The 26224-nt window shown below is 65.0% G+C and carries 24 protein-coding genes and 1 pseudogene; 23 read left to right on the plus strand and 2 right to left on the minus strand.

The window, feature by feature from the left end:
- Nucleotides 1–11: 11 nt before the first annotated feature.
- The 10 genes from alaS (at nt 12) to nusB (ending at nt 10099) form a co-directional block, all read left to right on the plus strand.
- Nucleotides 12–2702 (plus strand): alanine--tRNA ligase, encoded by a 2691-nt coding sequence (gene alaS / locus M2368_RS03790; protein ID WP_388022102.1) that lies wholly within the window; start codon nt 12–14, stop codon nt 2700–2702.
- Nucleotides 2695–3168 carry a Holliday junction resolvase RuvX gene (ruvX, locus tag M2368_RS03795; RefSeq protein WP_219844133.1) on the plus strand — a complete coding sequence of 158 codons (474 nt, stop codon included), beginning with the start codon at nt 2695–2697 and terminating at the stop codon, nt 3166–3168. Before alaS ends, ruvX begins: the two co-directional genes overlap by 8 nt.
- Before the next feature lie 45 nt (nt 3169–3213).
- On the plus strand, nt 3214–4668 hold the full coding sequence (mltG, locus tag M2368_RS03800; RefSeq protein WP_448940207.1) for an endolytic transglycosylase MltG: 1455 nt from the start codon (nt 3214–3216) through the stop codon (nt 4666–4668).
- A gap of 73 nt (nt 4669–4741) precedes the next feature.
- On the plus strand, nt 4742–5581 hold the full coding sequence (locus tag M2368_RS03805) for a shikimate dehydrogenase family protein (RefSeq protein ID WP_133833334.1): 840 nt from the start codon (nt 4742–4744) through the stop codon (nt 5579–5581).
- A gap of 29 nt (nt 5582–5610) precedes the next feature.
- Complete coding sequence (gene aroC / locus M2368_RS03810; RefSeq protein ID WP_133833335.1) at nt 5611–6810, plus strand: chorismate synthase; 1200 nt, start codon at nt 5611–5613, stop codon at nt 6808–6810.
- A gap of 13 nt (nt 6811–6823) precedes the next feature.
- Complete coding sequence (locus M2368_RS03815) at nt 6824–7312, plus strand: shikimate kinase (RefSeq protein WP_402696150.1); 489 nt, start codon at nt 6824–6826, stop codon at nt 7310–7312.
- A 79-nt stretch (nt 7313–7391) separates the two neighbouring features.
- Entirely contained in the window at nt 7392–8483 is a 1092-nt protein-coding gene (gene aroB, locus M2368_RS03820) for a 3-dehydroquinate synthase (protein WP_105661293.1), read from the plus strand.
- 4 nt (nt 8484–8487) lie between these two features.
- A complete protein-coding gene (locus tag M2368_RS03825) occupies nt 8488–9018 on the plus strand; it encodes a tetratricopeptide repeat protein (protein ID WP_105658301.1) in 531 nt (176 codons plus the stop codon).
- Nucleotides 9019–9128: 110 nt separating this feature from the next.
- Complete coding sequence (gene efp / locus M2368_RS03830; RefSeq protein WP_013349066.1) at nt 9129–9689, plus strand: elongation factor P; 561 nt, start codon at nt 9129–9131, stop codon at nt 9687–9689.
- Nucleotides 9689–10099, plus strand: coding sequence for a transcription antitermination factor NusB (gene nusB / locus M2368_RS03835; RefSeq protein ID WP_105658302.1), 411 nt, complete (start codon nt 9689–9691; stop codon nt 10097–10099). Before efp ends, nusB begins: the two co-directional genes overlap by 1 nt.
- Before the next feature lie 69 nt (nt 10100–10168).
- Here nusB and M2368_RS03840 read toward each other — a convergent pair whose 3' ends face one another.
- Nucleotides 10169–10315 carry a hypothetical protein gene (locus M2368_RS03840; RefSeq protein ID WP_181148996.1) on the minus strand — a complete coding sequence of 49 codons (147 nt, stop codon included), beginning with the start codon at nt 10313–10315 and terminating at the stop codon, nt 10169–10171.
- A 480-nt stretch (nt 10316–10795) separates the two neighbouring features.
- On the opposite strand from M2368_RS03840, the gene pyrR reads away from it, so the two are divergent.
- The 13 genes and pseudogenes from pyrR to M2368_RS03905 all read left to right on the plus strand — a co-directional run bounded on the left by pyrR (nt 10796) and on the right by M2368_RS03905 (nt 25325).
- Nucleotides 10796–11365 (plus strand): bifunctional pyr operon transcriptional regulator/uracil phosphoribosyltransferase PyrR, encoded by a 570-nt coding sequence (pyrR, locus tag M2368_RS03845; RefSeq protein ID WP_105658359.1) that lies wholly within the window; start codon nt 10796–10798, stop codon nt 11363–11365.
- A complete protein-coding gene (locus tag M2368_RS03850; protein WP_105658303.1) occupies nt 11362–12324 on the plus strand; it encodes an aspartate carbamoyltransferase catalytic subunit in 963 nt (320 codons plus the stop codon). Before pyrR ends, M2368_RS03850 begins: the two co-directional genes overlap by 4 nt.
- 11 nt (nt 12325–12335) lie before the next feature.
- The gene (locus M2368_RS03855; RefSeq protein ID WP_498724023.1) at nt 12336–13640 is read left to right on the plus strand and encodes a dihydroorotase; all 1305 of its coding nucleotides are present in this window, start codon (nt 12336–12338) and stop codon (nt 13638–13640) included.
- Nucleotides 13633–14139 (plus strand): PH-like domain-containing protein, encoded by a 507-nt coding sequence (locus M2368_RS03860; RefSeq protein ID WP_105658305.1) that lies wholly within the window; start codon nt 13633–13635, stop codon nt 14137–14139. Before M2368_RS03855 ends, M2368_RS03860 begins: the two co-directional genes overlap by 8 nt.
- Nucleotides 14140–15309 (plus strand): glutamine-hydrolyzing carbamoyl-phosphate synthase small subunit, encoded by a 1170-nt coding sequence (gene carA, locus M2368_RS03865; protein WP_105658306.1) that lies wholly within the window; start codon nt 14140–14142, stop codon nt 15307–15309.
- A complete protein-coding gene (gene carB / locus M2368_RS03870; RefSeq protein ID WP_332486149.1) occupies nt 15309–18587 on the plus strand; it encodes a carbamoyl-phosphate synthase large subunit in 3279 nt (1092 codons plus the stop codon). The genes carA and carB overlap by 1 nt, the downstream gene beginning before the upstream one ends.
- A complete protein-coding gene (gene pyrF / locus M2368_RS03875) occupies nt 18580–19422 on the plus strand; it encodes an orotidine-5'-phosphate decarboxylase (protein WP_332486151.1) in 843 nt (280 codons plus the stop codon). The genes carB and pyrF overlap by 8 nt, the downstream gene beginning before the upstream one ends.
- A 147-nt stretch (nt 19423–19569) precedes the next feature.
- The gene (gene mihF / locus M2368_RS03880) at nt 19570–19905 is read left to right on the plus strand and encodes an integration host factor, actinobacterial type (RefSeq protein ID WP_013349055.1); all 336 of its coding nucleotides are present in this window, start codon (nt 19570–19572) and stop codon (nt 19903–19905) included.
- Between the two features lie 3 nt (nt 19906–19908).
- Nucleotides 19909–20475, plus strand: a complete 567-nt coding sequence (gene gmk, locus M2368_RS03885; protein WP_105658309.1) for a guanylate kinase — start codon at nt 19909–19911, stop codon at nt 20473–20475.
- 8 nt (nt 20476–20483) lie between these two features.
- Nucleotides 20484–20744, plus strand: coding sequence for a DNA-directed RNA polymerase subunit omega (gene rpoZ, locus M2368_RS03890; protein ID WP_286134300.1), 261 nt, complete (start codon nt 20484–20486; stop codon nt 20742–20744).
- 92 nt (nt 20745–20836) lie between these two features.
- Nucleotides 20837–22072, plus strand: a pseudogene (coaBC, locus tag M2368_RS03895) (bifunctional phosphopantothenoylcysteine decarboxylase/phosphopantothenate--cysteine ligase CoaBC); the annotation flags it as partial.
- Nucleotides 22073–22148: 76 nt separating this feature from the next.
- The gene (gene metK, locus M2368_RS03900) at nt 22149–23354 is read left to right on the plus strand and encodes a methionine adenosyltransferase (protein ID WP_332486171.1); all 1206 of its coding nucleotides are present in this window, start codon (nt 22149–22151) and stop codon (nt 23352–23354) included.
- A 9-nt stretch (nt 23355–23363) separates the two neighbouring features.
- Nucleotides 23364–25325 (plus strand): primosomal protein N' family DNA-binding protein, encoded by a 1962-nt coding sequence (locus M2368_RS03905; RefSeq protein ID WP_498724024.1) that lies wholly within the window; start codon nt 23364–23366, stop codon nt 25323–25325.
- On the opposite strand, the gene M2368_RS03910 is transcribed toward M2368_RS03905, so the two are convergent.
- Nucleotides 25322–26218, minus strand: a complete 897-nt coding sequence (locus M2368_RS03910) for an alpha/beta fold hydrolase (protein ID WP_105658314.1) — start codon at nt 26216–26218, stop codon at nt 25322–25324. The genes M2368_RS03905 and M2368_RS03910 overlap by 4 nt on opposite strands.
- Between the last annotated feature and the right edge of the window lie 6 nt (nt 26219–26224).

The raw sequence follows: 26224 nt of genomic DNA on the forward strand, positions 1-26224 counted from the left end.
TCCGTAACACGATGAAAACGCAGGAAATTGCCCGTCGTTGGGTCGACTTTTTCGTCTCGAAGGGCCATACGGCGGTACCTAGTGCCTCGCTGGTCTCGGCCGACCCTTCGCTGTTGTTCACGGTGGCCGGCATGGTCCCGTTCATCCCTTACCTCACCGCGCGCGAAGAGCCCCCGTACTCCCGTGCGACCTCCGTGCAGAAGTGCATCCGCACCGGCGATATCGAAGAAGTGGGCAAGACCGCGCGTCACGGCACCTTCTTCCAGATGTGCGGCAACTTCTCCTTCGGCGACTACTTCAAGAACGAAGCCATCCACTTCGCCTGGGAGCTGCTGACCAGCTCCGTCGAAGACGGCGGCTACGGCCTGGACAAGGAACGCCTGTGGGTCACCGTCTACGAAGACGGAGACGAGAAGGACCTTGAAGCCCGCCGCATCTGGGAAGAAGAGATCGGCATGCCTACCGAGCGCGTTGTAGGCACCGGCAAGGAAGACAACTACTGGAATACCGGCCAGCCCGGCCCCGGCGGTCCATGCTCCGAGATCTACTACGACCGCGGCCCCGCCTACGGTGTCGAGGGCGGCCCAGCGGTCGACGAGACCCGCTACGTGGAAATCTGGAACCTCGTGTTCATGCAGTACCGACTCTCCGCGGTACGTTCCAAGACCGACTTCGATGTGGCCGGCGAACTGCCCAAGCGCAACATCGATACCGGCCTGGGCCTGGAACGACTAGCCATGATCCTGCAGGGCGTCGAGAACATGTACGAGACCGACCAGGTCCGTCCGGTGCTCGACAAGGCCGCCGAGCTTGCCGGCGTCACCTACACCTCCACAGAGGATCCAGCCGACCCGAACCACGCCACCGACGTGCGCCTGCGCATGATCGCGGACCACATCCGCTCCTCGCTGATGCTGATCTCCGACCAGGTCACCCCGGGCAATGAAGGTCGCGGCTATGTGCTGCGCCGGCTGATCCGCCGCGCCGTGCGCGCAATGCGCCTGATGGGCGTGGACACCGAGGTGCTCCCCGAGCTGCTCCCGGTATCGCGCGACGCCATGAAGGGCGTCTACCCCGAGGTGGAGGCCGATTTCGAGCGCATTGCCCGCATCGCCTACGCCGAGGAGCGCGCTTTCCGCCGCACCATCGCTTCGGGCACCACGCGCCTGGACGAGGCACTGGGCCACGCCAAGGAGGAAGGCAAGAACCTCTCCGGCGATGACGCCTTCACCCTGCACGACACCTTCGGCTTCCCGATCGACCTCACCTTGGAGATCGCCGCCGAAGCAGGCCTGTCCGTGGACGAGTCGCGTTTCCGCGAACTGATGAACGAGCAGCGCACCCGCGCCCAGAAGGACGCCAAGGCCAAGAAGGCCGGCCACGCCGACCTGTCGGTGTACACCCAGCTGGCCGAGGCCGGCAACGTGCACTTCACCGGCTATGACACCCTCGAAGGCGAATCCTCCATCCGCGGCATCATCCGCGATGGCCAGGTTGTGCCATTCGCCGAGCAGGGCCAGGAAATCGACCTGGTGCTCAACGAAACCCCGTTCTATGCCGAGTCCGGCGGCCAGGCAGGCGACAGCGGCCTGATCACCGGCGACGGCTTCGTGCTGGAAGTCACCGACGTGCAGGCCCCGGTCAAGGGCCTGAACGTGCACAAGGTCATCGTGCGCGAAGGCGAATTGCCAGCCGAAGCACTGGTTCGCACCCAGGTCGACGCGGTGCGCCGCCGCTCCGGCGAGCAGGCGCACTCCGCCACCCACCTGGTGCACGCCGCGCTGCGCGAGCTGCTTGGCCCAACGGCCACCCAGGCCGGTTCCTTCAACAAGGCCGGCTACCTGCGCTTCGACTTCTCCTGGGCCGAGGCGCTCTCCGCCGCGGCACGCAGCGAAGTCGAGGAGGTAGTGAACCTGGCCATCGCCTCGAACTACCAGGTCGTCACCAATGAGATGGCGCTGTCCGAGGCGAAGAAGCTGGGCGCCATGAGCCTGTTCGGGGAGAAGTACTCCAACGACGTGCGCGTGGTCGAGATGAACGGCGACTGGTCGCGCGAGCTGTGCGGCGGTACCCACGTGGACACCACCGCGCGCATCGGCCAGCTGACCTTGCTCTCGGAGGCTTCGGTCGGTTCGGGCAATCGCCGCGTCGAGGCCCTGGTCGGCATGGAAGCCTTCCGCCACGGAGCCGCCGAGCGCGCCCTGGTTTCCGAGCTCTCGGGCCTGTTCCGCGTTCCATCCAGCCAGGTGTCCGAGCGCGTCAACGACACCGTTGCCAAGCTGAAGGCCGCCGAGAAGCAGATCGCCGAGCTCAAGAGCCAGGCAATGCTGGCCCAGTCCGCAGCGCTGCTGCAGAAGGTCGCCACCATCGGCAGCACCCGACTGCTGGCCCACAACGCCGGGCAGATCGACTCGGCTGACGCCCTGCGCACCATGGCACTGGACCTGCGCGCCAAGCTGGGTTCCGAAGCCGCAGTCATCGTGCTGATCGGCGTGGCCAACGGCCGCCCGCTGGTGCTGGCTGTGACCAACGACGAGGCCCGCGCCAACGGCTTCAAGGCCGGCGCGCTGGTGCGCACCGCTACCGGCGTGCTCGGCGGCGGAGGCGGCGGCAAGGACGATATGGCACAGGGCGGTGGCCAGGACGCATCGAAGATCGATGACGCACTGGCTGCAATCCAGGCGGCACTGGCCAATGGCTAATGCCGCTCTCGGCGTCGACGTGGGCCTGGCCCGCGTCGGCGTCGCCGCATCTGATCCCTCCGGAATCCTCGCCACTCCGGTGATGACCCTGCGCCGGGATGCGAAGAAGAACTCGGATCTGCGGATGCTTCTGCGCATCATTGCCGATCGCGGCGTCACCGAGGTATTCATCGGGGAGCCGAAATCACTGGCTGGCAACGCGACCGAATCCACTAAAATGGCACGTGACTACGCGATTGCCTTGGCCCAGGAAGCTGCAAGCGCTAATATCGAGCTTGAGGTTTTCATGGTCGACGAACGCCTGAGCACCGTGAACGCGCATCGCTCGTTGCACGCCTCGGGCAAGAAGATGGAAGATCACCGCAAGGTGGTCGACCAGGTCGCGGCCACTGAGATCTTGCAGCAAGTGCTGGAAATGCGACGCAACAATGTGCGCGTACAAGCCAGCCGGATTGTGCTGCGCTAGCCCACAACAGCTAGGGCACCACAAAGACCCGAGAGATGAGAGTTGATGCGAGAAGAAGCCCGCCATGAACGGCAACGCGAAACGCATCGCGCGCTATACGAACGCTTTGCCGCCGGCACTGGCTTGCCGATCGAACAACCCTCAGAACCGGAACTGACCGGCACCGGGGATTACCGCCAATCGCTGGCGGCGGCCGAGGACAGCTGGCAGGAGCCCGCAGACCAGGAAGCCCCGGACGGGGAAGGAACCGACACCAGGTTCCTCCCCGCCCAGGCAGCCGCCTCCTCCGATGCGCCAGCATTTGCCGGGCACGAAGATGCCGCCCAGGAGCACTACCCGGAAGAGCCCGAAGCCGCGCAGCAGTCCGCGGTGCTCAGCGGCGATCCCCACGATGACCAAGCTGCCCAGGCCGCCGCCGCCGGCAAGGCCCAGCGGCGCAAGCGCACCAAGCGCAAGCGCAACCTGGTCATGCTGGCCACCGTGCTGATCTTCGCACTGGTGGTCGCCGGCTCGGTCTACTTCGTCAAGTCCGTGCTCAAGCAGTTCAACCCGGACGACTATCCAGGCCCAGGCGGCGCCGCGGTGGAATTCACCGTGGAAGATGGCTGGGGCTTGAAGATCATTTCGCGCAAGCTCGAGGAGCTCGATGTCGTCTCCAGCGACGGCCTGTTCACCGACGCCGTCGCGGACTCCGAAGCGCAGAGCAAGCTGATCCACCCCGGCACCTACCTGCTCAAGAAGCAGATGCCAGCGGCCGACGCGGCAGATATCCTCGTGAACCAGCGTCCGGACAAGGTCTTCTACATCGGGCTGAAGGCCAATATGCGCCTGGACGCGGCGATCAAGGAGATTGCCAAGGGCTCGGGACTGGCGGAAAAGGATCTGCAGGCGCTGGCCAAGAAGCCGCAGCAATTCGGCCTGCCTGCCTCGGTGCCGAGCCTCGAAGGCTGGCTGCACCCGGGGGAGTACCGCTTCCCGCTGAACGCCGACGCCGAAGAAGTCCTGGGCGAACTGGTCAAGGCCACCAAGGCTTCCCTGGAGCAGGCCGGCATCACCGACCTCGAAGAGGGCTACCGCACCCTGAAGGTCGCCTCGATCCTGCAGGCCGAGGCACGCACCCCGGACTACGCCACGGTCGCCGGCGCGATCGAGAACCGCCTGGACCCGGGCAACCGCGAAACCCACGGGCTGCTGCAGGTCGACTCCTCGGTGATCTACGGGCTGGACCGCTACTCGCTGCAGTTCAGCGCCCAGGAGAAGCAGGACGCGTCGAACAAGTACAACACCTATGTGCACACCGGCCTGCCGCCAACCCCCTTGGGCTCGCCGGCGAATTCTGCGATCGAGGCTGCTGCCCATCCGGAAAGCAACGGCTACTACTACTGGGTGACGGTCAACATCGAAACCGGTGAAACCAAATTCGCCTCGACCTACGCTGAGCACCGGCAGAACCAGGCAGAATTCCGCGCCTGGTGCAACCAGAATCCAGGAGTCTGCTAGCGCGGATTCCCGTGCTTGCCAGCCGCACTGCTGCCGCTGTGCGGGCAGCCACAAGCAGAAAGTCCATGAAGCCATGAAGCAGGCAGCCGTTCTCGGCCACCCCATCAGCCACTCCAAGTCGCCGGTGCTGCACCGCGCCGCCTACCAGCTGCTCGGCGTGCCGATCAGCTACAGCGCGATCGATCTGGAACCGGGGGATGCTGCCGGGCACGCGGCCGAGCTGCGCGCAGGAAACTGGGCGGGCTGCTCGGTCACCATGCCGCTGAAGGATGCGTTCGTGCCGCAGATGGATGAGCTGTCCGCCCGCGTGCAACGCCTTGGTGCGCTGAACACCGTGGTGGTCCGCGAAGACGGCACCCTCTACGGGGAAAACACCGACATCGAGGGCCTGGTCCAGGCCCTGGCGGATTTCGGGCTCGCCCGCAGCGCGCAAGCGATGGTCCTGGGTTCGGGCAACACCGCGCTGGCCGCCATCGAGGCCGCCGCAGAAATCGGCGCCCGGCAGCTGACGCTGGTGGTGCGCGCAGCCTCCCGTGCCACCCGCGCTGTCGAATTGGCCCGCGAGCTCGGGATGGAAACGTCCGTCCACGAGATTTCGGGCATCGGCCAGGAGCTGGCCGCCACGCTCAACGAGATTCCGCTGGTCTTCTCCACCCTGCCGCCGCACGCGGCCGATGACTGGGTGCCGGCGATCGGCGCAGGCACCGGAATCCTGCTGGATGTCGCCTACGATCCGTGGCCTTCGGCCTTGGCCCGGGCCTGGCAGGGAACCGTGATCAGCGGGCTGCATATGCTGGTGCACCAGGCGGTGGAACAAGTGCGGCTCTTCAGCGCCGGCGCATGGGAGGAATCGCGTCGCATGGACGTCACAAATGCGATGTATGACTCTTTGGGTCTGGCCCGACACCAGTAATCAGTTCGTGCCATGGCAAAATAGATGACATGTTGCGTTGGTTGACCGCGGGCGAATCGCATGGCCCGGCACTTGTTGGAATTCTCGAAGGACTACCCGCCGGAGTATCGGTGGATAGCGAAGCAGTGCGAGAGGCACTGGCGCGCCGACGCCTCGGCTATGGCCGCGGCGCGCGCATGAAGTTTGAAAAGGACCAGGTCACCTTCCTTGGAGGTGTCCGCCATGGCAAGACCCAGGGCGGCCCGGTAGCCATTGAAATCGGCAACACCGAATGGCCCAAGTGGGAACGCGTGATGAACGCTGATCCGGTGGACCTGGATGAACTGGCCTCGATGGCGCGCAATGCGCCACTGACCCGGCCGCGTCCGGGGCACGCCGATTTCACCGGCATGCAGAAGTACGGCTTCGAGGACGCCCGCCCGATCCTGGAGCGCGCCAGCGCCCGCGAGACCGCGGCCCGTGTCGCCTTGGGCACCGTGGCTTCCCGTTTCCTGAACGACTTGGGCATCCAGCTCGTTTCGCACACCACCGCCGTCGGCTCCGTGGCTGCCCCAGCCGATGCGCCGCTTCCCACGGCCGCCGACGTTGCGGCGCTGGATAACGACCCGCTGCGCTGCTTCCACCAGGAAACCAGCGAGGCGATGGTCGCCGAAGTCGATGACGCGCACAAGGCAGGGGAGACCCTGGGCGGCGTCGTCGAGGTCCTGGCCTACAACCTGCCTCCGGGCATCGGCTCCTACGTGCACTGGGACCGCCGCCTGGACGCACGCCTGGCCGCGGCCCTGATGGGCATCCAGGCCATCAAGGGCGTGGAGGTCGGCGACGGCTTCGCCACGGCCGCCCGACGCGGCTCGGCCGCCCACGACGAGATCGTGCACGCCGAAGACGGCAGCATCAAGCGCAACTCGAACCGCGCCGGCGGCATCGAGGGCGGCATGAGCATCGGCGAGGTGCTGCGCGTGCGCGCCGGCATGAAGCCGATCGCCACCGTGCCCCGGGCCCTGCGCACCGTGGACACCGCCACCGGCGAGGACACCACCGCGCACCACCAGCGTTCGGATGTCTGTGCGGTGCCGGCAGCCGGCGTCGTGGCAGAAGCAATGGTCGCCCTGGTGCTCGCCCAGTCCCTGCTGGAGAAGTTCGGCGGCGACTCGGTGGCCGAAACCAAGCGCAATATCGAGTCCTACCTGGCGAACATCCCGGGCAACCTGGGTTCGACCGGCGTCTAGGAAGCGCGCTTCAATGATCTACCTCATTGGTCCGATGGCCAGTGGCAAGTCCACCGTGGGCAGGTCACTGGCCACGGCCCTTTCTACGAGCTTTGCGGATTCGGACGCGGCCATCGTCGCCCACCATGGAACCATCGCACAGATCTTCGCCGAGCACGGCGAGGCGCATTTCCGCGACCTGGAAGTCCAGGCGCTGTGCCGGCTGCGTACCGGCGTGGTCGCCACCGGGGGAGGCGCAGTGCTGCGCGAAGAGAACCAGCAGCTGCTTTCGCGCGGGACGGTGATCTACCTGGCGCTGGGTGAACAGGCCGCCGCCGAGCGCATCAAGGGCGACGGGCACCGCCCGCTGCTGGCTGGTGACCAAGCCCTCAACAGCTGGATCTCCGTTTACGAAAAACGCCGCCCCATCTACGAAATGCTCGCTGACGTGCACGTTCTGGTGGATGGAAAGTCCGTTCCGCAAATTATCGACGAGCTTTTGCCGCAGCTGGAAGCGCTGTGATTAGCCTCACGAGATGCAACTTCTGGCCGAACGCACGCGTACGCTGGAAAAATCACCACCATCAGGAGGAACTAGACTGATGCCTATCGCACCGACCACTCTGAAGGTCACCGGAAGCACCCCAGGGGAGTCATACCCTGTCATGGTCGGCAACGGCCTGCTGGGCCACTTGCCCGAACTGCTTGGCCCCGCGGTCAAGAAGGTCCTGGTCATCCACCCGCGGGCCCTGCGCGCCACCGGCGACGTCGTGCGCGACGAGCTGGCGAAGTCCGGCCTGGAAGCATTGACCGCAGAGATTCCGGACGCCGAAGAGGGCAAGCACATCCAAGTCGCCTCCTTCTGCTGGGAAGTGCTGGGCAAGAACGATTTCACCCGTTCCGATGCCGTGATCTCCGTGGGCGGCGGCGCCGTCACCGACGTCGCTGGTTTTGTCGCAGCCACCTGGCTGCGCGGCGTGAAGGTCATCCATATCCCTACCTCGCTGCTGGCCATGGTCGACGCTGCCGTAGGCGGCAAGACCGGGATCAACACCGCCGAAGGCAAGAACCTGGTTGGCGCCTTCCACCCGCCAGCAGGCGTGCTCGCCGATCTGGACGCGCTGGCCACCTTGCCGAAGAACGAGCTGGTGACCGGCATGGCCGAGATCGTCAAGTGCGGATTCATCGCCGACGAGCGCATCCTGGAACTGATCGAAGAAGATCCGGCCGATGCCATCGACCCGGCCAGCGACCGCTTGCGCGAACTGGTCGAGCGCACCATCGCGGTGAAGGTCGACGTGGTTTCCCGCGACCTGAAGGAAGCCGGCGACCGTGAATTCCTGAACTACGGCCACACCCTGGCCCACGCCATCGAGCTGTCCGAACGCTACCAGATGCGCCATGGTGCCGCCGTGTCCATCGGGCTGGCCTTCGCCGCCGAATTGGGCCGCTCGGTAGGGTACACCTCCGACGCGGTGGCCGATCGCCACGTCGCGATCCTCAAGTCCCTTGGCCTGCCGACCACCTACCGCAATGACCGCTGGGCTGCACTGCTCGATGGCATGAAGCGCGACAAGAAGGCCCGCGGCAGCCAGCTGCGCTTCGTCGTGCTGGAAGAAATCGGCAAGCCGCGCATCTACGAAGTCCCCGATAACTCGCTGCTCTTCGCCGCCTACCAGGAAATCGGGGAGTAACTACATGGTCGACTACACCGCATACGCCATTGACGTCGCATCGGTAAACCGCGAAGGTGTCGGCACCGCCGTAGAGGGCGTGCTGATCGACCCCCAAACGCTGAAGCCCTACATCGCCGACGAGGCCGCGGCCGAGCAGCAGCTGCTGGTCGGTTCCCCTACCGACCAGGTCATGGTACTGCTGGCGCGTGGGGAGCTGGTGAAAGCCGGCGAGCTGATCGCTGAATCGCGTTTCGTGGATCCAACCAACGCCCACCTGCGTGTGCTGGACACCGAGCTGACCCGCATGCAGGGCGACTTCGATCGCGCGATCAACCGACTGCGCAAGCTGGCCGAGGAATTCGCCGGCACCGCATACGAGCCGCTGATCCACCACCACGCTGGCCTGTCCTTCTTCGCGAAGGGCGATTTCAAGGCGGCGGCAACCCGTTTCCGCAAGGCCCTGGATCTGCGCATCGCGCTGGACGACGACGCGTACCTGGTCAACGCCGCAAGCACCTGCATGCAAATTGCCGAGGAGCGCGCCGCGCAGTAATGCGCGCCACCGTGTGAAACCCTTTGTACCGCATGGTGCGTAGGGTAAACTTGGAGATGGATTTTTGATAATGCCGGCGCTAGCTGGCGAAAATAGAGGATTGAGGAACCGTGGCGGATACAACTGACATCAAGAATGGACAGGTCATCAAGATCGATGGCCAGCTTTGGACCATCATTGACTTCCAGCACGTCAAGCCAGGCAAGGGCGGCGCATTCGTTCGCACCAAGATGCGCAACGTCATGTCCGGGAAGGTCTTGGACAAGACCTACAACGCTGGCACCAAGATCGAGCTGGCCACCGTTGACCGCCGCGACTACCAGTACCTCTACCAGGATGGCGAAGACTACGTCTTCATGAACCTGGAAGATTACGACCAGATCACCGTGTCCGGCACCACCGTTGGTGATGCAGCAGGCTTCCTGCTGGAGAACCAGGAACTGACCATCGCCATGTACGATGGCAGCCCACTGTACCTGGAACTGCCAGCTTCGGTCATCCTGGAAATCACCTACACCGAGCCAGGCCTGCAGGGCGACCGCTCGTCGGCTGGCACCAAGCCGGCAACCCTGGAAACCGGCAAGGAAATCCAGGTTCCGCTGTTCGTTGAGCAGAACACCAAGGTCAAGGTCGACACCCGCACCGGCGACTACCTGGGTCGTGTCAACTAGTGAGAGCCCGCGCCAAAGCCCGTCGCCGAGCTCTTGAGTTCCTGTTCGAAGCCGAAGCCCGCGATGTCAATCCGCTGGCCGTAGCCATCGCACGACGGGAAAACTCGGATATCGTACTCAACGAGTACTCGCTGACGATCATCGAAGGCGTTACCGCACACCTGGACCGCATTGACGAAGTTCTCGAGAGCTACGTCAAGGACTGGACCATCGAGCGCATGCCAGCGGTTGACCGCAGCGCACTGCGCATCGGCGTGTGGGAGCTGCTTTACAACGATGACGTTCCCGATGCAGTAGCCGTGGCTGAAGCCGTGGTGAACGTCCGGGAATTGTCCACCGATGAATCGCCGGAGTTCGTCAATGGCGTTTTGGGTCGCATCCAGAGCGTCAAGGACACCCTGGTCGACTAATTCGATCCTCATCATTCCGAGCCCGGGCCGGAACCCCTTTCACGGGGTTCCGGCCCGGGCTTTTTTGCGTTAAGCCGTTGCCTGTCGCGGCTCGGCCCCGGGCAGGATCACGGCGAAGCAGGCGGAGCGGGCTACCTGCACGGCGACCTGCTGGCCACGGGCTCGAATGCCGGGGGCTGGATGCTTTGCTGCTGTCCAGGCGCTCGGTCCTGCCATCCACGCTCGGACTGCTTGTCCTGCCGCACCATCCGGGTGAAGGGAGCGGGTCTGGCGTACCTGGATCTCCCGGGCTGATCCGGCGGGCAGGAACTCGGGTCCGCCGGGACCCGAGTTCGACGGAGCGGCGCAAATCCTGGATGAGCAGTACGCGCGGCATAGCGGGCCTGCGGATCTGCTGCGCGAATGCCTTGCCCGGACGCGCGGGCCGATCATGCACCAGGAATCCCGGGCCCACGCCACTTCGCGGGTGTGTCGATCGCAACACATCTGCGCGCGGGGCCAAGGCCAAGCGCAGGGATCTGCGTGGTTCTGCCGGTCGCACGAAGCCGCCGGCCGATCGCTGTGACCGATCCCATGCCCTATTCAGTGTCATGCATAGGTTTCCGCTAGGGAATCAGCTCCCGCTCGTGATAATTTGAGTTAGCAATATTCCTTTAAATCCCGTCCCGTGAGGCGGAGAAGGGAGAGGTGCACAGCATGAATGAAAATTCAGTGCCAGATGCTGCCCGCACGGTATTAACCGGCGACGACATCGAACGTGTACTCACTCGCGTAGCCTTCGAGATCATCGAGGCCAACAAGGGCACCGACGACCTGGTGCTCCTGGGCATTCCCAGCCGGGGTTTCCCGCTGGCACAGCGGCTGGCAGCGCGAATCGCGGCCACCGCCCCGGGCAACCTGGACCCGGCATCCCTGGTAGGCCAGCTCGACATCACCATGTACCGTGATGATCTGCGCCACTCCACCACCCGCACCCCGTCGCCGACGCGCCTGCCAGCAGGCGGCATCGAAGGCAAGGTCGTGGTCCTGGTTGACGACGTCCTGTACTCCGGACGCACCATCCGCGCCGCCCTGGATGCCCTGGCAGACTGGGGCCGCCCCCGCATCGTGCGGCTGGCCGTCCTGGTTGACCGCGGGCATCGGGAACTGCCGATCCGCGCCGATCATGTGGGCAAGAACCTGCCGACAGCCAAGAGCGAAAAGGTGCGCGTGCACTTGGCGGAAATCGATGGGAAAAACGAAGTCGTGATCGAGGGCGCCGCGTGAAACACCTGCTATCCACCGCGGACCTGACCCGCGAAGAAGCCATCGCCATCCTTGATATTGCCGAAGAGATGCGCGAGTCCTCGACCCGTGCCATCAAGAAGCTTCCGGCCCTGCGCGGTCGCACCGTGGTGAACCTCTTCTTCGAGGACTCCACCCGCACCCGGATTTCCTTCGAAGCCGCCGCCAAGCGATTGAGCGCGGACGTCATCAATTTCTCGGCCAAGGGCTCGAGCGTTTCCAAGGGCGAGTCCCTGAAGGATACCGCCCAGACCCTGTTGGCCATTGGTGCCGACGCAGTAGTCATCCGCCACCCGGACTCCGGCGCACCTGCACGCCTGGCAGCCACCGACTGGATCGGCCTGCCGATCGTCAACGCCGGGGATGGCACCCACGAACACCCCACCCAGGCGCTGCTGGACGCATTCACCCTGCGCCGCCAGGTGGCATTGCGCGATGGCACCAGCCCGGCAGGCCGCGGCCTGGACGGACTGAAGGTCGCGATCGTCGGGGATATCCTGCATTCGCGCGTGGCCCGCTCCAACCTGTGGCTGCTGAACACCCTCGGTGCCGAAGTGACGATGGTGGCCCCTCCGACCCTGCTGCCTTTCGGCGCCGGCTCCTGGCCCTGCGCCATCAGCTACGACCTGGATGCAGTGATCGCCTCGGGCGTTGACGCGCTGATGATGCTGCGCGTGCAGGGCGAGCGCATGAACGCCGCGTACTTCCCGAACCCCCGCGAATACTCGCGCTACTGGGGACTGGACGATGCACGCCTGGCACAGTTGGACGCCTCGGGCGCCGAAACCCTGATCATGCACCCGGGCCCGATGAACCGCGGCCTGGAAATCTCCTCGGCCGCCGCGGATTCGCCGCGCTCCACCGTGCTCGACCAGGTCACCAATGGCGTGGCCGTGCGCATGGCCAGCCTCTACATGCTCCTCTCCGGCGACCTGATCTGAAGGAAGAACCCATGAACTACTTGATCCAGCAGGCCTCCATCCTCGGCGGCGAACCGGTCGACGTGCTGATCGACGACGGCAAGATCGCCCAGCTGGGCAGCATTGCTGCCGCCGGCGATGCCCAGGTCATCGACGCGCGGAATCTCGTGCTCCTGCCCGGGCTCGTCGACACCCACACGCACCTGCGCGAACCAGGCCGCGAAGACGCCGAAACCGTGGAAACCGGTTCGCAGGCAGCGGCCCGCGGCGGCTACACCGCCGTGCATGCCATGGCCAACTCCACCCCGGTAGCCGATACCGCCGGCGTCGTCGAGCAGGTCTACGAATTGGGCCGCAAGGCAGGCTGGGTGGATGTCCGCCCGGTCGGCGCGGTGACCGTCGGTTTGGCCGGCAAGCAGCTGAGCGAAATCGGCGCAATGGCCGACTCGCGCGCCCAGGTGAAGATGTTCTCCGATGACGGCATCTGCGTCTGGGACCCGCTGCTGATGCGCCGCGCCCTGGAATACGTGAAGGCCTTCGACGGGGTCATCGCCCAGCACGCCCAGGAACCGCGCCTGACCGAAGGCGCCCAGATGAACGAGGGCGAAGTCTCCGCCATCCTGGGCATGCCCGGCTGGCCAGCGGTCGCCGAGGAATCGATCATCGCCCGCGATGTGCTCTTGGCCGAGCACGTCGGCGCCCGCCTGCACGTGTGCCACGTGTCCACGGCCGGCTCGGTGGAGATCATCCGCTGGGCCAAGGCCCGCGGCATCCAGGTCACCGCGGAGGTCACCCCGCACCACCTGCTGCTCACCGATGAGAAGGTCCGCACCTACGACCCGGTCTTCAAGGTCAACCCGCCGCTGCGCCGCGAAGAAGACGTGATGGCGCTGCGCGCGGGCGTTGCCGACGGCACCATCGACGTGATCGGCACCGACCACGCCCCGCACCCCTCCGAGGCCAAGGACTGCGAGTGGGGCGCGGCCGCCATGGGCATGACCGGCCTGGAGACCGCGCTGTCCATCGTGCAGCACACGCTGGTGGACACCGGGCTGATGGGCTGGGAGGCCGTGGCCCGCATTACCTCGCAGGTGCCCGCGCAGATCGGCCGCGTTGCCGACCAGGGCCGACCGATCGCCATCGGCGAGCCTGCCAACCTGGTGCTGGTCGATCCGGCAGCCCGCTGGATCGTCGACCCGGCTGCCATGGCCACCAAGGGGCGCAACTCGCCGTTCGCCGGCATGGAGCTGCCCGGATCGGTGCGCGCGACCTTCTTCCACGGCCATGCCACCGTGCTCGATGGCCAGCTGGCTACCCCTAGGACGGCCAATGCCTGAGGGAGCCCTGACCCCGTTGATCTGGACGATTGTCGCGATCGTCGCAGGCGTGGGCCTGATCCTTTTCGGCTGGCGGAACCTCAAGGCCCGGCAGTCAGCGATTCCCGAGCCCTTCGAGGACTTCGCCGATGAGGTGGAGCACCATTTCGCAGGCATGTATGTGGTCACCACCCGGTTCGACGACTGGCTGGCGCGCATCGCGGTCCATGAGCTCGGGGTGCGCACCAACGCCACCTTGGAACTGGGACGCGAAGGGCTGCACCTGATCCGTTCCGGAGCGCGCGACGTGCACATCCCGTGGGAGCACTACGAGGACGTGAAGCGCAGCAACGGGATGATCGGCAAGGTCGTGGAGAAGAACGGCCTGATCGTCATCACCTGGAACAAGGACGGCTTCACCTTCGACACCGGATTCCGTCCCCGCTACCACGAGGACACCCCAAAGATCTATCAGTTGCTGGCGTCGCACAACGACGTAAGCCGAGCAGGAGACAAATAAGTGAATTCCCTGAGCAACCTACCAGCCGTGTTGGTACTTGAAGATGGCCGCATCTTCCGCGGGCGCAGCTATGGCGCCGTGGGCACCACCCTGGGTGAAGCAGTGTTCACCACCGGCATGACCGGCTACCAGGAAACCCTGACTGACCCGTCCTACGCGCACCAGATCATCGTGCAGACCTTCCCGCACATCGGCAACACCGGCGTGAACTCGCAAGATCCGGAATCCACCCGCATGTGGGCTGCCGGCTACGTGGTGCGCGACGCCGCCCGCCGGCCAAGCAACTGGCGCAGCGAGCGCACCCTTGATGCTGATCTGGTCGAGTACGGCATCGTGGGCATCCAGGGCGTGGACACCCGCGCGCTGACCCGCCACCTGCGCGACGCCGGCGCGATGAAGTCCGGCATCTTCTCCGGCGATGACGCCGCGAAGACCGACGCCGAGCTGGTGGCCCTGGTCAAGGCGCAGCCGTCGATGGCCGGCCGCAACATCTCCGCCGAGGTTTCGGTGGACGCCGCCTACATCGTCGAGCCAGCGGACCACGGCTACGACGGCGAGGCCAAGCACACCGTGGCCGCGATCGACCTGGGCATGAAGTCGATGACCCCGCACCGCCTGGCCGAGCGCGGCCTGCGCGTGCACGTGCTGCCGTACAACGCCACCCTGGAAGATATCAAGGCCACCGGTGCTAACGGCGTGTTCTTCTCCAACGGCCCCGGTGACCCTGCCACCGCCACCGCCCAGGTGGAACTGGTCCGTTCGGTGCTCGATGCCGGCATCCCGTACTTCGGCATCTGCTTCGGCAACCAGATCCTGGGCCGCGCGCTGGGCTTCGACACCTACAAGCTGCGCTTCGGCCACCGCGGAATCAACCAGCCGGTGATGGACAAGGCCACCGGCCGCGTGGAAATCACCAGCCAGAACCACGGCTTCGCCGTCGACGCGCCCATCGAGGGCGCCGTCACCGCTCCGGTCGAACGCTTCGGCAAGGTCGAAGTCTCGCACTACTCGCTGAACGACCACGTGGTCGAAGGCCTGAGCTGCCTGGACATCCCGGCCTTCTCCGTGCAGTACCACCCAGAGGCAGCATCCGGCCCCCACGATGCCGCCTACCTCTTTGACCGCTTCATGACCGCGTTGGATTCCGCCGCAGAAAAGGACAGCAAGTAATGCCTAAGCGCACCGATCTGAAATCAGTTCTCGTTATCGGTTCGGGTCCGATCGTCATCGGCCAGGCCGCTGAGTTCGACTACTCCGGCACCCAGGCACTGCGTGTGCTCAAGGAGGAAGGCCTGCGGGTCATCCTGGTCAACTCCAACCCGGCCACCATCATGACCGACCCGGAATTCGCCGACGCCACCTACGTTGAGCCGATCACCCCCGAGGTCGTCGAGAAGATCATCGCCAAGGAACGCCCGGATGCGATCCTGCCGACCCTGGGCGGGCAGACCGCGCTGAACACCGCCATCGCCCTGGACAAGTCCGGTGCCTTGGAGAAGTACGACGTCGAGCTGATCGGCGCGAACATCGAAGCCATCGAGCTGGGCGAGGACCGCGAGAAGTTCAAGGGCGTCGTCGAGCGCTGCGGCGCCGAATCGGCCCGCTCGGTCATCGTGCACACCCTGGACGAGGCCTTCGCCGCCGTCGAGGAGCTGAACTACCCGGTAGTCGTGCGCCCGTCGTTCACCATGGGCGGCCTGGGCTCGGGCATGGCCTACAACCCGGAGGACCTGCGCCGCATCGCGGGCGCCGGCCTGCAGTACTCGCCAACCACCGAGGTGCTCCTGGAGGAGTCCATCCTGGGCTGGAAGGAATACGAGCTGGAGATGATGCGCGACAAGAACGACAACGTCGTGGTCGTCTGCTCCATCGAGAACTTCGATCCGGTCGGCGTGCACACCGGCGACTCGATCACCGTGGCCCCGGCCATGACCCTGACCGACCGCGAATACCAGAAGCTGCGCGACATCTCGATCGCGGTCATCCGCGAAGTCGGCGTGGACACTGGCGGCTGCAACATCCAGTTCGCCATCGAGCCTGACACCGGCCGCGTCGTGGTCATCGAGATGAACCCGCGCGTCTCGCGCTCCTCGGCACTGGCCTCCAAGGCCACCGGCTTCGCGATCGCGAAGATCGCCACCAAGCTGGCCGTGGGCTACACCCTGGATGAGATCCCGAACGACATCACCCAGAAGACCCCGGCTTCCTTCGAACCGGCCCTGGACTACGTGGTCGTGAAGGTCCCGCGCTTCGCCTTCGAGAAGTTCCCGGCAGCGGACAAGACCCTGACCACCACCATGAAGTCGGTCGGCGAAGCGATGGCCCTGGGCCGCAACTTCACCGAAGCGCTGCAAAAGGCGCTGCGCTCCCTGGAGCAGAAGGGCTCCGAGCTGTCCTTCGAGCCGATCCCGGAATCCGAGCACGAGGCCGTGCTGGCCTCGATCGTCAAGGGCTCGACCGAGCGCCTGTCGCTGGTCCAGCGCCTGCTGTTCTCCGGCGTGTCCATCGAGAAGCTGTTCGAGACCACTGCGATCGACCCTTGGTACCTGGACCAGCTGCAGCTGATCAACGAGGTCGCGCAGCTGGTGGCCGCGAACAAGCACCTGCCGGAGCACGTGCTGCGCGAAGCCAAGCGCCACGGCTTCTCCGATGTCCAGCTCGCCCAGCTCACCGGCAAGGCCGAATCGGTCATCCGCGGCATCCGCCATGCCCTGGGCGTGCGCCCGGTCTACAAGACCGTGGACACCTGCGCCGCCGAATTCGAGGCCTTCACCCCGTACATGTACTCCTCGTACGACGAAGAGACCGAGCTGGCGCGCCACGAGAAGAAGTCGGTCATCATCCTGGGCTCGGGCCCGAACCGCATCGGCCAGGGCATCGAGTTCGACTACTCCTGCGTCCACGCGGTGATGGCGCTGCGCGCCGAGGGCTACGAGACCGTCATGGTCAACTGCAACCCCGAGACCGTCTCCACCGATTACGACATCTCCGACCGCCTCTACTTCGAGCCGCTGACCTTGGAAGATGTCCTGGAGGTCATCCACGCTGAAGAGGAAACCGGCGGCGTGCTGGGCGTGTTCGTCCAGCTTGGCGGGCAGACCCCGCTGAAACTCGCCGCCGAGCTGAAGGCTGCCGGCGTGCCGATCCTGGGCACCTCGCCCGAGGCCATCGACCTGGCCGAGCACCGCGGCGCCTTCCAGCAGGTACTGGATAACGCCGGGCTGGTAGCGCCGAAGAACGGCACCGCGGTGTCCTTCGCCGATGCCAAGACCATCGCCGACTCCATCGGCTACCCGGTACTGGTTCGCCCTTCCTACGTGCTGGGCGGACGCGGCATGGAGATCGTGTACGACGAGGCCAACCTCGAGCGCTACATCACCAACGCGACCGAAATCACCGTGGACCACCCGGTACTGGTGGACCGCTTCCTGGAAGACGCCATCGAGATCGATGTCGACGCCCTGTTCGACGGCACCGACCTGTACGTCGGCGGCATCATGGAGCACATCGAGGAAGCCGGCATCCACTCCGGCGACTCGGCCTGCACCCTGCCTCCGATCACCCTGGGCGCCGACGTGCGCGACCGCGTTGCCGCGGCAACCCGTGCGATCGCCGAAGGCGTGGGCGTGCGTGGCCTGATCAACATCCAGTTCGCCCTGGCCAGCGACATCCTGTACGTCATCGAAGCGAATCCGCGTGCATCGCGCACCGTGCCATTCACCTCGAAGGCTACCGGCGTGCAGCTGTCCAAGGTCGCCGCGCTGATCGGCGTGGGCCGTACCCTGGCCGAAATGCGCGGCAGCTACCTGCCAGCATCCGGCGATGGCGCGCACCTGCCTGAATCGGCGGCGATCGCCGTCAAGGAAGCAGTCATGCCGTTCGCCCGCTTCCGCACCCCGGAGGGCAAGGTCGTCGACTCGCTGCTCGGCCCAGAAATGCGTTCCACCGGCGAAGTCATGGGCATCGACAAGTACTTCGACACCGCTTTCGCCAAGTCGCAGGCCGCAGCGAACAACCCGCTGCCAACCGGCGGCAAGGTCTTCGTCTCGGTCACCAACCGCGACAAGCGCTCGATCGTCCTGCCGGTCAAGCACCTTGCTGACCAGGGCTTCGAGATCATCTCCACCGGCGGCACCGCGGAAGTGCTGCGCCGCAACGGCATCCCGACCCAGGTGGTCGGCAAGCTGCACGAAGGCGGGGAGTCCATTGTCGATTTGATCGTAGCCGGCCAGATCGGCCTGATCCTGAACACCCCGTCGGGCTCGGATGCACGTGGCGATGGCTACGAAATCCGCGCCGCCGCGACGTCTGTCGGCACCCCGGTCATCACCACCGTGGCGGAGTTCAACGCTTCGGTCCAGGCGATCGATGCCCTGCGCGAGTACGAGTGGGATGTCACCAGCTTGCAGGTGCACGACGCCAACCTGAACGCAGCGCGCAATGCCTGAGCCGATCCCATTCGGTCAGCGGCTTCGTTCAGCCATGCAGGCTTCCGGCCCGCTGTGCGTGGGGATCGATCCCCACCCGGCGCTGCTGGAAGCCTGGGGGCTGGAGAATACGGCCGAGGGCGTGCGATCTTTCTCACTGACCGTCGTGGAAGCGATGGCCGGTGCGGCGGCAATCCTCAAGCCCCAGGTGGCTCTGTACGAGCGTTTCGGGTCCAAGGGATTTGCCGCATTGGAAGAAACCTTGAGTGCTGCGAAGTCCGCTGGACTGCTCACGCTGGCCGACGCCAAGCGCGGGGATATCGGTTCGACCATGGCAGCGTATGCGAGCGCATGGCTCGATGATGCTTCTCCGCTGGCTGCAGATGCTGTGACTTTGAGCCCGTACCTGGGTTATGAATCGCTGCGTCCGGCATTGGATTTGGCTGCTGGAACCGGCAGGGGAGTGTTCGTTCTCGGACTGACTTCCAACCCCGAGGGGCCATCGGTACAGCACGTAGGCGGGGAAAACTCGGTTGCTAAATCAATTATTGACCAAGTCACTGCGGATAATGCATACGCAGGAGATTTAGGACATGTCGGGCTGGTTGTCGGTGCGACCATCGGGGATGCACCGTCCAAGCTCGGAATCGATCTGGCAGCTTCCAAGGCTCCGCTGCTCACACCAGGGCTCGGCGCCCAGGGTGCCACGGCAGCGGATATTGCCAAGTCATTCGCCTCAAGCTACGGCCAGGTACTGGGCACGAGCAGCAGGGACATCCTCAAAGAGGGGCCGAATAAGGCCGCTCTCAGGGAAAAAGCCCTGCGGGTTAGGGACGAATTGCTGGCAGCTCGCTAGCAAAAAATTCGAATAAGTGACATAGGCGCGTTGTGGCTATTAGAGTTTCTAGTAGCCACAACGCGTTTAGTCTTGCAAAAGCAGCGTTAGCTCGCTATGTTTCTCAACATAAGCCTTAGTCCACTACAACTGAAGGATGGCTGAACGATGGTACTGCGAGAACTCTCTGACGAAGATCGTATCCGCGCCCGCGCCAAGGCACTCGCCGCACGCACTCGTCGTGCAGAAATCAAGGCCGAGTTCAGTGCCGGCAAAATTTCCATCACCGAGGTACTAGACTTGGTATACGAAGATGAAGCCGTGGGACGCATGCGTGTCATGGACCTTCTGGAATCGGTACCGGGCGTAGGTGAAGTACGCGCGGCAAATTTGCTCGAGCGACTTGGCATTTCCCCTTCCCGCCGTCTGCGCGGACTGGGACGCAAGCAGCGCACCGCAATCACCGAGCACTTCAAGCAAAGCCCGCCAAAAACGAAAGTGTAGTCAATGACCGCTGCGTCGGTAACTGTTCTAGCCGGCCCCACGGCAGTAGGCAAGGGCACCGTCTCTACCTACATCCGCGATAACTATCCAGATGTCTGGCTTTCGGTGTCCGCAACGACCCGCAACGCCCGGCCAGGGGAGCAGGATGGAGTCCACTACTTCTTCGTGGGCCCCGAACGCTTCCAATCCCTGGTCGAGGAAGGCCAGATGCTGGAATGGGCTGTTGTCCATGGCCAGAACAGCTACGGCACGATTCGATCGACGGTTGAAGATGCAGTGGCAGATGGCAAGAAGGTTCTGCTGGAAATCGATCTGCAAGGTGCGCGCCAGGTCAAGGAGTCGATGCCCGAGGCAAAATTCGTCTTCTTGGCACCGCCATCATGGGAGGAATTGGTGCGCCGCCTTGTGGGACGCGGCACTGAAACGGCCGAGGAACAGCAGCGCCGCCTAGAAACCGCTAAACTAGAACTTGCAGCGGAATCTGAATTCGACGTGACCATCGTCAACGACGATGTCGCACGCGCCGCCGAAGAGCTTGTAGCCCTCATGGGGCTAAAGAACGACAAATAGGGAGTCCTGTGTCCAACCCAGAGGGAATCATTAACCCATCGATCGACTCGTTGCTTGAGACCAACGACTCGAAGTACGCCATTGTGCTGAACTCGGCCAAGCGTGCACGCCAGATCAACGCCTACTACGCGCAGCTGAACGAAGGCCTGTTCGAGTACGTAGGCCCACTGGTGGAAACCAAGCTGAACGAGAAGCCGCTGACCATCGCCTTGCGCGAGCTGGACGATAACCTGCTGAAGGTAACCGCAGCCGAGGTCATCGAAGACTAATCGAAAAGTCGGCGCCCCTGAGCGGGCGCCTTCTTTTTCGTTAAGCTCCTTTTCTCCCGCACCCACCTCATTGCCGCACCGAATCCTCGAGGAAGTACTTCGTGAAGCGAATTGTCCTAGGCGTTTCCGCTGGTATCGCCGCCTACAAGTCCGTACTCCTGCTGCGCTTGCTGCGTGAAGCCGGACACCACGTCGACGTGATCCCCACCCGGAACGTCGCCAACTTCGTGGGCAACGCCACCTGGGAGGCCCTGTCCGGAAATCCTGTCACCTCGAACGTGTTCGACGCGGTGGATTCGGTCAATCACGTGCGCCTGGGCCAGCAGGCCGATCTGGTGATGGTCGTGCCGGCCACCGCGGACGTCTTAGCTAAGGCCGCTGCGGGATTGGCTGACGACCTGCTCACCGGAACCCTGCTGGCCACGCGGGCGCCGGTGGTGATGGCCCCGGCCATGCACACCGAAATGTGGCAGCATCCGGCCACTGCCGCGAATGTGCAAACCCTGCGGGATCGCGGCGTGCGGGTGATCGAACCCGCCTCCGGGCGGCTGACCGGCAAGGACTCGGGACCGGGCCGGCTTCCAGAACCCGATGAAATTTTCGCCGCAATCCAGGACCTGCTCACCGAACCGGTGCTGGCCGGAGCCAAGGTGCTGATCACCGCTGGCGGCACCCGTGAACCGCTGGACCCGGTGCGCTTCCTGGGTAACCGCTCCTCGGGCCGCCAGGGTGTCGCGCTGGCACAGGCCGCCCGTGATGCCGGGGCCGAGGTCACGCTGATCGCCACCCATCTGGAAGTGCCCGCGACGCATGGCGTGCGGCTGGTGCACGCCTCCAGCGCACTGGAGCTGCGCGAGGCGGTCTTCGACTGCGCCGAGGGCCAAGATGTGCTGATCATGAATGCCGCGGTCGCCGATTTCCGCCCGGCAAGAATCGAGAACTCGAAGATCAAGAAGCGCGATGAGCATTCGGCGCCGGTCATCGAACTGGTACGCAACCCGGACATCCTCGCCGAGCTGGTCGCCGCGCGTGGACAGAATCCGCACTTGCCGCCGTTCATTGTCGGTTTTGCCGCCGAGACCGGCGACGAGCAGGGGACCGTGCTGGAGTACGGCCAGGCCAAGCTGAATCGCAAGGGTTGCGAAATGCTCGTGGTCAACGAGGTGGGCGCATCCCTGACCTTCGGGCAGGAAACCAATAGCATCCAGGTTCTTTTCGCCGATGGCGCCGACCCGGTGCAGGCCTCGGGCAGCAAGCTCGAGGTGGCCCGCGTGGTCATCGAACAGATTTCGAATGCAACAAAAAGTCATGCAGCTGTAACAAAGTGAGTGGCGCCATACGGTGCTTGTTCACGAAACGTACCAGATCTGCTTACCGGTCCCAGAGACCAGATAGAGTTATACGGTGACTTCAACAACCCCTGAACTTCGTCTTTTCACCTCGGAATCCGTGACCGAGGGCCACCCGGACAAGATTTGCGACCAGATTTCCGACGCGATCCTCGACGCCATGCTGGCGCAGGATCCGGACTCGAAGGTCGCCGTCGAGACCCTGACCACCACCGGGCTGGTGCACGTTGCCGGCGAGGTGACCACCAATGGCTACGTGGAGATCCCGGAGATCGTCCGCAAGACCATCCTGGACATCGGCTACGACTCCTCGGCCAACGGCTTCGACGGTGCGCGCTGCGGCGTGTCCGTGTCGATCGGCCAGCAGTCCCAGGAGATCCACGATGGCGTCTTCAACTCGCTGGAGTCGCGCGAAGGAACGGCCAAGGATCCCCGCGACATGCAGGGCGCCGGCGACCAGGGCCTGATGTTCGGCTACGCCTCGGATGAGACCGACTCGCTGATGCCGACCCCGATTTTCCTGGCGCACCGCCTGTCCGAGCGCCTGACCCAGGTCCGCAAGAACGGCCGCATGCCGCTGCTGCGCCCGGATGGCAAGACCCAGGTCACCATCGGCTACGACGGCGACAAGCCGGTCTCCGTGGACACCGTGGTCGTCTCCAGCCAGCACGCCGCCGAATACGAGCTGGCGACCCTGAAGGCCGACCTGCACGAAGAGGTTGTCACCCCGATCCTGGAGCGTTCGGGACTGGACATCTCGAACACCAAGATCATCCTGAACCCATCGGGCCCGTTCATCATCGGCGGCCCGGTCGGCGATGCCGGGCTGACCGGCCGCAAGATCATCGTGGACACCTACGGCGGCTTCGCCCGCCACGGCGGAGGCGCCTTCTCGGGCAAGGACCCTTCGAAGGTCGACCGCTCGGCCGCCTACGCGATGCGCTGGGTGGCCAAGAACGTGGTCGCCGCCGGCCTGGCACGCCGTGCCGAGGTCCAGGTGGCCTACGCGATCGGCGTGGCCCGTCCGGTGGGCCTGTACGTGGAGACCTTCGGCACTGAAACCGTTGATCCGGCCAAGATCACCAAGGCCATCAACGAGGTATTCGACCTGCGCCCGCTGGGCATCATCGAAGACCTGGACTTGAAGCGCCCGATCTACCGCAAGACCGCTGCCCACGGCCACTTCGGCCGCGAGGACAACGACTTCACCTGGGAGAAGCTGGACCGCGTCGACGCCCTGCGCAGCTGGTTCAACGCCTAGGACCTGAGCGTGCAGCAAGACGCCCTCATCTCAGCACCCGAGCCGGCCCGCCTCAAGCGGGTTGCCCGGGTGCTGATTGATTCTTCCGTCCCGCACCTGGACCGCTTCTTCGATTACGAGATTCCTCCCTCGATGGCCCAGGATGCCGTGGCGGGGGTGCGCGTGAAGGTGCCCTTCGGGCCGCAGCTGCTCTCCGGATTCATCGTCGCGGTGCTCGAGGACCACGCCCCGGAGATGAAACTGCGGCCGCTGGCCAAGCTGGTCAGCACCCAGGTGGCGCTGTACCCGGAAATTGTGGCCGCCGCGCAGGAGATCGCGACCCGCTATGCCGGAACCCTGTGGGATGTGGTGCGTCTTGCGGTGCCCGCCCGCGCGGCCAAGGTCGAAAAAGAGGAATTGGCCACCGTCGCGCCGTTGCTGCCCGACGCCCCGAACCAGCTCTCCCGCTACGAGCACGGCGCCCAAGCGCTTGACGCCTGGGGAAGCGGCGAAACCCTGCGCGCCGTTGCCACCTGGGTGCCGAATTTCCACGGTGCCTGGCCAGGGTTCTTGATGGATGCGGCCCGCCCGGTACTGGAGCGCGGCAAGCGCGTGCTGCTGATCGTGCCCGACGCGCGCGACCTGCGGCTGCTGGGCAACTATCTCGATGAGCACTTCGGCGCCGAATCCTATGCGCGGCTGCAGGCCGACGACGGGCCGACTCCGCGCTACCGCAACTTCCTGCGTGCCATCGGAGGGCATGTGCAGATCGTCATCGGCACCCGTTCGGCGGCGCTATGCCACGTGCCCGGGCTGGAACTGATGATCGTGTGGCAGGACGCGGACCAATCGCACCGCGAACAGCGCGCACCCTACCAGCACAGCCGCGAGGTGGCGTTGCTGCGCAGCCAGCAGGCCGGCATCTCCCTGCTGATCGCATCGCCATCGCGCTCGGTCGAGGCCCAGCGCCTGGTGGCGACCGGCTGGGCCACCGAGCTGAAGGTTCCCCGCGACCTGCTGCGTGCGCAGACCGCCCGCATTGTGGCCACCACTAATGATTTCGAGCTCGAGCGCGACCCGGTGCTCGCCCGGGCGCGCATCCCTTCGCTGGCCTGGCGGGAAGCTACCAGGGCGCTGGAATCCGGCCCGGTGCTGGTGCAAGTGGCGCGCACCGGATTCATGCCGGCGCTGGCCTGCCAGGACTGCCGGACCCCGGCGCGCTGCACTGCCTGCCAAGGACCGCTGCACATCGCCGGCAAGGGCTCGCATGTGGCTTGCCGCTGGTGCGGCGAGCAGTACCACGACTACCGGTGCGTGCACTGCGCCTCACCGAGGATCCGGGCCGCCAGCATCGGCGCAGACCGCACCGCCGAAGAACTCGGGCTGGCCTTCCCCAAGGTCAGCGTTATTTCTTCCACCGGAGCAAAACCCGTGGACAAGATTCCCGGCAAACCGGCGCTGGTGGTCGCTACGCCAGGGGTCGAACCATTTGCCGAATCCGGCTACGCTGCCGTCCTGCTGCTCGATGCCGACAAGATGATGGCCCACGATTCGCTGCGCAACCCCGAAGAAGTCATCTCCCGCTGGTTCACCGCTGCTTCCATGGCGCGTGCCGACGGGGTAGTGGTGCTCACCGGCAATCCGAGCCCCGCCGGGGCCGCGCTGGTGCGCTATGACCCGGCGAGCTTTGCCGAACGCGAATTGGCCGAGCGCCGCGAGGTGGGGTTGCCTCCGGCAGTGCGCAGCGCAGTGATTTCGGGCCTGGGCGCCGAACGGCTGGTCGCGAACCTGGATCCGCAGACCCGGCAGTGCGTGCAAATCCACGGCCCGACGGTGATAGACGGGCCCCCGGCCCAGCACCGCTACGTGCTCTTCTTCTCCTACGCCGACGGGCCGGCGGTGACCAAGGCCCTGCGCCAGCTGCGCGCGAGCATGTCCGCGGCCAAGGACCCGGTCGTGAATATCGCTATCGACCCGGACGACGCGCTCTAGGAGCCCGCCGCGGGATCCTCGGCCTGGCCGGTTGCCAGCAGCTGCAGGAAGCCATCGATGGCGGCGGCGGTTTCGGGAGCCTTCTCGTAGTGGATCAGATGCCCGACGTTCTCGAGCATGACCAGTTGGGCGTTGGCGAAGCTGGCCCGCAGCGCCTCCTGCGTCTGCGCGGTGCCCAGTTCGTCTTGCAGGCCGCCGACCATCAGCGTCGGCAAGCTCAGCGCAGGGGAGTAGTCCCCGACCGTTGCGCTGACCGAGGCGCGGTACGACTGGGCCAAGGTGGCCCGCGAGTGGAAGCCGCCGAAGTAGGCGCGGTGCTGCTCGCGCACGTAGCGGCGGATTTCCGGGTCCCTGCTCTTGGTCATCACCAGGCTCATGGCATCGCTGAACAGCTTGGAACGCAGCAGCGGTTCGCCGATGCGGGCCGGAAGCTTGGCGCACACCTCGTAGTAGCCGCTGGTGAGCTTGGCCAGCAGCGCCTGGTCGGACTCCAACGCCGGCTCGGAGATCGGGTTGAGCAATACCAGCGAGGCAAAGCCGCGGACGGTGGCCAGCTTGGCGGCCACGATCGAGCCGAAGGAATGCCCCAGCAGGTGCACGGAGGATTCCAGCTGCAGCTCTTCGGCCAGCTGATTGAGCACCGCAGCGTACCCCTCGACGTCATGGGGCAGATCCGCCATCGAGGTCGAAGTGCCAAAGCCGGGAAGATCGGGAACGATCACCGTGTAGTGCTCCAGGTGCGAGACGATGCGCGCCAGCCCGTGGTGGTCTCCGCGGAAACCATGCACGGCGTAGATCACCCCGCGGGAGGGCTGCTGGGCCGGGTGGGTGTAGACCCGGATTTCTGCACCGTTCAAATGATGGGTGGTCACTAGCTGCTGTCGTGGGGCCATGGCTTT

It is taken from the genome of Arthrobacter sp. JUb119 (genome assembly GCF_024807995.1).
Lineage (GTDB): Bacteria > Actinomycetota > Actinomycetes > Actinomycetales > Micrococcaceae > Glutamicibacter.

Coding starts and splice junctions, on each gene's coding strand:
- ruvX (WP_219844133.1), top strand. CDS start 2,695: ATGGCTAATGCCGCTCTCGGCGTCGACGTGGGCCTGGCCCGCGTCGGC.
- M2368_RS03910 (WP_105658314.1), bottom strand. CDS start 26,218: ATGGCCCCACGACAGCAGCTAGTGACCACCCATCATTTGAACGGTGCA.
- aroB (WP_105661293.1), top strand. CDS start 7,392: ATGCCTATCGCACCGACCACTCTGAAGGTCACCGGAAGCACCCCAGGG.
- carB (WP_332486149.1), top strand. CDS start 15,309: ATGCCTAAGCGCACCGATCTGAAATCAGTTCTCGTTATCGGTTCGGGT.
- M2368_RS03805 (WP_133833334.1), top strand. CDS start 4,742: ATGAAGCAGGCAGCCGTTCTCGGCCACCCCATCAGCCACTCCAAGTCG.
- pyrR (WP_105658359.1), top strand. CDS start 10,796: ATGAATGAAAATTCAGTGCCAGATGCTGCCCGCACGGTATTAACCGGC.
- M2368_RS03840 (WP_181148996.1), bottom strand. CDS start 10,315: ATGGCAGGACCGAGCGCCTGGACAGCAGCAAAGCATCCAGCCCCCGGC.
- M2368_RS03860 (WP_105658305.1), top strand. CDS start 13,633: ATGCCTGAGGGAGCCCTGACCCCGTTGATCTGGACGATTGTCGCGATC.
- mihF (WP_013349055.1), top strand. CDS start 19,570: ATGGTACTGCGAGAACTCTCTGACGAAGATCGTATCCGCGCCCGCGCC.
- aroC (WP_133833335.1), top strand. CDS start 5,611: ATGTTGCGTTGGTTGACCGCGGGCGAATCGCATGGCCCGGCACTTGTT.
- alaS (WP_388022102.1), top strand. CDS start 12: ATGAAAACGCAGGAAATTGCCCGTCGTTGGGTCGACTTTTTCGTCTCG.
- gmk (WP_105658309.1), top strand. CDS start 19,909: ATGACCGCTGCGTCGGTAACTGTTCTAGCCGGCCCCACGGCAGTAGGC.
- M2368_RS03815 (WP_402696150.1), top strand. CDS start 6,824: ATGATCTACCTCATTGGTCCGATGGCCAGTGGCAAGTCCACCGTGGGC.
- M2368_RS03855 (WP_498724023.1), top strand. CDS start 12,336: ATGAACTACTTGATCCAGCAGGCCTCCATCCTCGGCGGCGAACCGGTC.
- M2368_RS03825 (WP_105658301.1), top strand. CDS start 8,488: ATGGTCGACTACACCGCATACGCCATTGACGTCGCATCGGTAAACCGC.
- pyrF (WP_332486151.1), top strand. CDS start 18,580: ATGCCTGAGCCGATCCCATTCGGTCAGCGGCTTCGTTCAGCCATGCAG.
- mltG (WP_448940207.1), top strand. CDS start 3,214: ATGCGAGAAGAAGCCCGCCATGAACGGCAACGCGAAACGCATCGCGCG.